Source organism: Pseudomonas sp. HMWF021, assembly GCF_003061005.1.
Classification (GTDB): Bacteria; Pseudomonadota; Gammaproteobacteria; order Pseudomonadales; family Pseudomonadaceae; genus Aquipseudomonas.
The window spans coordinates 16,806-22,652 of the sequence record NZ_QAIK01000029.1 but is presented as its reverse complement, the minus strand read 5'-3'; the positions used below and the strand labels follow the sequence as shown (position 1 = coordinate 22,652).

General features: G+C 64.2%; 6 protein-coding genes. 3 read left to right on the top strand and 3 right to left on the bottom strand.

Annotated elements, in window-relative coordinates:
- Nucleotides 1–967, top strand: a 967-nt coding sequence (locus DBR18_RS03075; protein WP_108589228.1) for a TIGR03364 family FAD-dependent oxidoreductase, incomplete at its 5' end; no start/stop codon positions are given.
- Entirely contained in the window at nucleotides 967–1,524 is a 558-nt protein-coding gene (locus DBR18_RS03070) for a phosphonate degradation HD-domain oxygenase (RefSeq protein ID WP_108589205.1), read from the top strand. The genes DBR18_RS03075 and DBR18_RS03070, both read left to right, overlap by 1 nt.
- A 128-nt stretch (nucleotides 1,525–1,652) precedes the next feature.
- Here the strand turns inward: DBR18_RS03070 and DBR18_RS03065 are convergent, their stop codons facing one another.
- Both DBR18_RS03065 and DBR18_RS03060 read right to left on the bottom strand, forming a co-directional pair.
- Nucleotides 1,653–3,029, bottom strand: a complete 1,377-nt coding sequence (locus DBR18_RS03065; RefSeq protein WP_108589204.1) for a GTPase/DUF3482 domain-containing protein — start codon at nucleotides 3,027–3,029, stop codon at nucleotides 1,653–1,655.
- On the bottom strand, nucleotides 3,022–4,395 hold the full coding sequence (locus DBR18_RS03060; protein ID WP_108589203.1) for a DUF2868 domain-containing protein: 1,374 nt from the start codon (nucleotides 4,393–4,395) through the stop codon (nucleotides 3,022–3,024). The genes DBR18_RS03065 and DBR18_RS03060 overlap by 8 nt, the downstream gene beginning before the upstream one ends.
- Nucleotides 4,396–4,480: 85 nt before the next feature.
- Between DBR18_RS03060 and DBR18_RS03055 the strand changes: the two genes are divergently transcribed.
- Nucleotides 4,481–4,993 carry a dihydrofolate reductase gene (locus tag DBR18_RS03055; protein ID WP_098966109.1) on the top strand — a complete coding sequence of 171 codons (513 nt, stop codon included), beginning with the start codon at nucleotides 4,481–4,483 and terminating at the stop codon, nucleotides 4,991–4,993.
- 90 nt (nucleotides 4,994–5,083) lie between these two features.
- Here the strand turns inward: DBR18_RS03055 and DBR18_RS28650 are convergent.
- On the bottom strand, nucleotides 5,084–5,847 hold a 764-nt coding region (locus DBR18_RS28650; RefSeq protein WP_256588505.1), incomplete at its 5' end, for a cation:dicarboxylate symporter family transporter.

Genomic DNA, 5,847 nt, shown 5'->3' with positions numbered 1-5,847 from the left:
GCCGGGCCAGATGCTTAAACTGGCCAAGGCCAGCCGCGAGATCTGGGGCGACTGGGCGCAACTCGCCGGTCTCAAGATCAAGCGCAACGGCTCGTACCTGTTCGCCCGCAGCGAAGCCGAAGAGCAATTGCTCGAAGCCTTCTGTAACGGCCGCGCCGTGGAACACGGTTACAACGTGGCTTTGCTGCGTGGCGCTGCCCTGCGTGATCTGTATCACGGTCAGTTCAGCCACCATCGCGCCGCATTGCACGGCCTGGACGATCAACAGCTGTATTCGCGAGAAGCAATCCCCGCGCTGATCGACTACCTGCGCCGCGATCTCGGCGTCGAGTTTCACTTCTCGACGCTGGTGCGCGACGTCGAACCCGGGCGCCTGCACAGCACCGCTGGCAGTTTCACGGCGAAGCAGATCATCGTCTGCTCCGGCCACGATTATCAGACCCTGCTGGCCGAGCCGATTGCCGCGCTCAACCCGCAGATATGTCGCCTGCAAATGCTCCGCGCCAAACCGCAGGTCGAGCTGAACCTGCAACACGCCTTGCTCACCGGTTTGAGCTGCGTGCACTACGGCGCCTTCGCCGATCTGCCGCAAGCGGCGGCGGTGCAGGCGCAGATCCTGCGCGAGCAACCCCACCTGCACGACAACGGCATTCACCTGCTGATCAGTCCGACGCCGTATGGCGAGCTGATCATCGGCGACTCGCACCATTACGGCAGCGATCCGTCGCCGTTCAACGCCGAGCAGGTCGACAACTGGATGCTCGAACTGGCCGAACAGACGCTGGGCTGCAAGGTGCAAGTGGTCGAGCGCTGGCAGGGCGTCTATGGTTCACGGGGGCCGGGGCCGTTTTCGTTGCTGCGCCCGGCCCCGGGGCTGAGTGTGGCGCTGATGCACACCGGCGTCGGCATGAGCGTCGGCCCGGCACTGGCCGAGCGCAATGTCGCGCAGTGGCTGGAGGAAATCTGATGGTGGATCAGCAGCAAGTTGTCGCCCGGGTATTCGGGTTGTATGAGCGCTTCGGCACCAGCGATTACATCGGCGAGCCGGTGTCGCAGATCGAACACATGTCCCAGGCTGCGGAACTGGCGATTGCCGAAGGCTTTGATGATGAAGTGGTGCTGGCGGCGTTCTTTCATGACATCGGCCACTTGTGTGCCGAGGGGGCCGAGAATATGGGCGGTTATGGCGTTGTCAGCCATGAGCGGCTGGGGGCGGATTATTTGCGTGAGGCCGGGTTCAGCGAGCGCCTGGCGCGGCTGGTGGAGTATCACGTACAGGCCAAGCGGTATCTGACGCTGCGTGAGCCGGGGTATTTCGAACGCCTGAGTGAAGCGAGTCGCCGGACGCTGGAGTATCAGGGCGGGGTGATGAGCGAGGCTGAGGCGGATGCGTTTGAGCGCGATCCGTTGTGTGCCGTGAGTTTGCGCATGCGGCAGTGGGATGAGCTGGCCAAGGAGATGGATGTACCGGTGATTGACCTTCAGGTGTTGAAGGAGAAAGCGGCGCGTCTTTTGTCTTCTTAGGTCTTGGAACCGAGTGGCTGCCATCGCTGGCAAGCCAGCTCCCACAGGTATCTCGGTTGGTCACAAAAACAGGTTTCACCGAGAACACTGTGGGAGCTGGCTTGCCAGCGATAGCGTCAGTCCGGGCGCTACAAATCTGCAGCCAGAGACTCTATCTGCTCCTGCCGCTCCGCCTGATTCAACTTCGCATGCGGATTGAGCGACGACCACTGCGGATGCGCCCGCGCCTTGCTCAGCGCATCCGGCAACTTGCCCTCGCGCCAGGTCTTGTCCTGCGGTGTGGCGACCTGGACCGCGTCCATGGCCGCATGCCCGCGCTGATCGAGCGCCACCAGCAGTTGCCGCTGACGCAGCGCTAACAACCGCAACACACCGTCATCCACGGTCAATTCGCGCTGGCCCTTGATCTTGCCCAGCAAGCGACTGCCATAACTGCGCGCGGTTTGCAGCGCGCCGCCGGCAATCGCGCCGGCCAGCGCCGCAGCGCCGAGGGTAATCCCGCCCACCAGCAAATCCACGCCAGCCCCGGCTGCAGCGCCTGCCGCAATCCCTCCGCCAACACGCACGCCGAGTTGCTTAAGGGTTTCCGGGTTGAACAGGTCATCGCCCCAACGCCCATCCAGCAGCGGCAAGTCACTGGCCGCCGCGTCCTGCGGGCGGAACGCATAAAGCTTGAGCAACGCCTCGACGCACTTCTGTTCGCGCTGGCGCACGGCTTTGCGCAGTTCGCTGATGGCTTGCTGTTCCTGCTCGGCCTCGCTGACCACACTGCGCCGGCACGCCGCACAATCGATCAGCAATTCGGCGATCAGGCGCGCCGCACTTTGCTGGCGGGCGAGACGCTGGGCCTGCTGATCGGCGATCAGGCGTTCCAGTTGCGGACGGGCGTTTTCCAGCAGCAGCGCGAGGCTTTCGTACAGGCGCCGCTCGCCATCCTCCGGCGGTGCAACGCTGTCGAACCGCACCAGCGCATGCAGGCCAAGCCGCGCCAACGCTTCGCGCCAGTCCGGTTCGCGATGGTTGGCGCTGCTGACGAAATTCAGTACCGGCAGCAGCGGTTTGCCGCAACTGGCGAGCACTTCCAGTTCGTCGCGATATTTGGCCAGCACCGGTTCGCGGGCGTCGATCACATACAGGCCGGCGTCAGAGGCGAGCAGTTGCCGCAGCACTTTGGCTTCCTGTTCGAAACGCTGGCGCGCCTCGCTGCCGTCGAGAAACCGTGCCAGTCGCGCCGGGCCGTCGAGGCGTTCGCCGGGTCGCTCCAGACGCTCGAGGAAATCCAGCAGTGCGATGGCGTCTTCCAGCCCGGGTGTGTCGTAGAGATCAAGCAACGGCTCGCCGTCCACCGACAACCGCGCGCCCTCGACATGTCGAGTGGTGCTCGGCCGGTGCGAGACTTCGCCGAAACCGACGTCGCGGGTCAGGGTGCGCAGCAGCGAGGTCTTGCCGACGTTGGTGTGGCCGACCACGGCGAGTTTCAGCGGGGCCTTGCGGGCATCAGTCATGACCGTTCTCCAGCCAGTTCATCGGCGCGCAATCGGCGAATGGCAGCTCCAGTTGTTGCAGTGCGACGTGCCAGTCGCCGAGGCGGGCGCTGTCCAGCGCTTCGCCGGGCGGTGCTTGCAGCAGCCAGACGCGGGTGGCGCTGGCGTTGCGCGCCAGTTCGGCAATCAGCGCGAGGCTGCCGCGATCCGGCGAGCGCCGTGGATCGCAGGCGATCAGCAGGCGCGCCGGGGGGAAACGGCTGAGTTGTTCGAGCAGTTTGCGCCGCGATTCGCGGCTGTCGAGGATCCCGGCGTTGCTCACGGTTTTCGGCAGGGCCGGCGGCCACGGGCGCTGATCGTCGAGTTCGATGGCCACCAGCAGGGCGCCGTCGCTGGCGTGTTCGCTGACGCTGCTTTCGACGCGATGTAATTGCTGCGGTGCAGCGTCGTTGATGCCCAGGCGTTCGCTGGTCGGCATTAGCCGCTCACGCAACTGGGCGTAACCGGGCAGATTCAGGTCCAGCGTCAGCGCGTTTTTGCCGCGATTCCAGCGCCAGAAACACAACGCGGCCAGCAGCAGGCGCGGCAGCACGCCGTACACCACCAGCACGCCAACCAGCCAGGTCGCCCAGGCCTGGCGCGCGCTTTCGATGTCCAGCGCGGCGGCGCCGCTGGCGCGGATCATTTCCACGGTCGGCACGTTGAAACCAAGCAGCGCCGGCAGCGCGCCGAGGGCTTGGGTCATGTTGATGAAAGTGTCAGCGCTGAGGATTGTGGTTTCCCAGACGAAGCCGTATCGCCGGGTCGCCATCAGCGTCAGCAACAGCACCAGTGCGCTGAGCATCGCCAGCAACCACAGGCCATTGACCAGTGTGCCAAGTGCCCAGCGATTGAGTTTCCTGCGTTGCAACATCAGCAGCAGGGCCGGCGCCAGTTGCGCAGCTTTCGCGTCACGGGCGAGTTTTTCACTGAGCCACAGCCACAAGCGGCCGAGGGTGGCGCCGTGTTCGCCGGCAAAGACCAGCCCCAGCGCCCAGCTCAGCAGCAGAATCAGGTTCAACCCGAGCAGGCTGCCCAAGGCCCAGAACACATTGACCGGTGTCTGGCTCAGCGCGGCGAAGGCCAGACCGGCACCGCTCAGCAGCGCGAAAATCACCAGCAGCACCAGCGCCAGACGCGCGCCTTGCAGCCAGTGCCTGAGTGCTGCGCTCAGCCCGTCACGCTCGGCCAGCCACACGGCGCGGCGCTGAATACGGCCCGGCAGATCGCCGCCGGCCGCGCGGGCCAGACGATTGGCTTCCAGATCCTCGAGGGGACCTGCGTGTTCTTCGCGCAGGCGGATGGTTTCCGTCAGCCAGAGGTTTTGCAGTGGAGTCAGTTCAGTCACGCGCCATTCCGTTGCTCGATTGAGCAGTGAGCATAACCGCTGTGACGCTTATCGGGTCAAGCGAGGCTCTGGTATCCTCGCCGGCATGACTAAATCACTCCCCCTCAGCCTGATCGCAGCCCTCGGTGAAAACCGCGTGATCGGCGTCGACAACAGCATGCCCTGGCACCTGCCGGGGGACTTCAAATACTTCAAGGCCACGACCCTCGGCAAGCCGATCATCATGGGCCGCAAGACCTGGGACTCCCTCGGTCGTCCGCTGCCGGGCCGCTTGAACATCGTGGTCAGCCGTCAGCCGGATCTGCTGCTGGAAGGGGCGGAAGTGTATCCGTCGCTGGAAGCCGCGGTGGTTCGCGCCGAGGAATGGGCGAAAGCGCAGGGCGTCGATGAGCTGATGCTGATTGGCGGCGCGCAGTTGTATGCGCAAGGGCTGGCGCAGGCGGATCGTCTGTATCTGACCCGAGTGGCGCTGAGCCCGGAGGGCGATGCGTGGTTTCCGGAGTTCGATCTGAACCAGTGGAAGCTGGTGTCGAACGTGCCGAACCCGGCTGAGGGCGACAAGCCCGCTTACAACTTCGAAGTCTGGGAAAAAGCCTGAAAGATCGCAGCCTGCGGCAGCTCCTACAAGGTTTATGCATGTCCCCTGTAGGAGCTGGCGCAGCCTGCGATCTTTTGATCTTGCTTTACATCAAGCCTGAGCAAGCTCCGCATGCTCATCCGCATCCAGCAGTGCTTTATCGGTCTGCTGCATCACTTGGCTGGTAATCGCACCGGCGGTGATCGAACCACTCACGTTCAACGCCGTACGACCCATGTCGATCAGCGGCTCAACCGAAATCAGCAGCGCCACCAGCGACACCGGCAAACCCATCGCCGGCAGCACGATCAGCGCGGCAAACGTCGCGCCGCCACCGACCCCGGCCACACCGGCCGAACTCAGCGTCACAATCGCCACCAGCGTCGCGATCCACAGCGGGTCCAGCGGGTTGATGCCGACCGTTGGCGCAACCATCACCGCCAACATTGCCGGGTACAGGCCGGCGCAACCGTTCTGGCCGATGGTCGCACCGAACGAGGCGGCGAAACTGGCGATCGACTGCGGAATGCCCAGACGACGGGTCTGGGCTTCGATGCTCAGCGGAATGCTCGCCGCGCTGGAGCGGCTGGTGAACGCGAACGTCAGCACCGGCCAGATCTTGCGGAAGAAACGCAGCGGGTTGATCCCGGCGGCCGACACCAGCAGGCCATGTACCACGAACATCAGGCCCAGACCGAGGTACGAAACCACGACGAAACTGCCGAGCTTGATGATGTCCTGCAGGTTGGAACCGGCCACCACTTTGGTCATCAGCGCCAGCACGCCGTACGGGGTCAGCTTCATCACCAGACGCACCAGACGCATCACCCAGGCTTGCAGGGTGTCGATGGCGTTGATCACTTTCTGACCTTTCT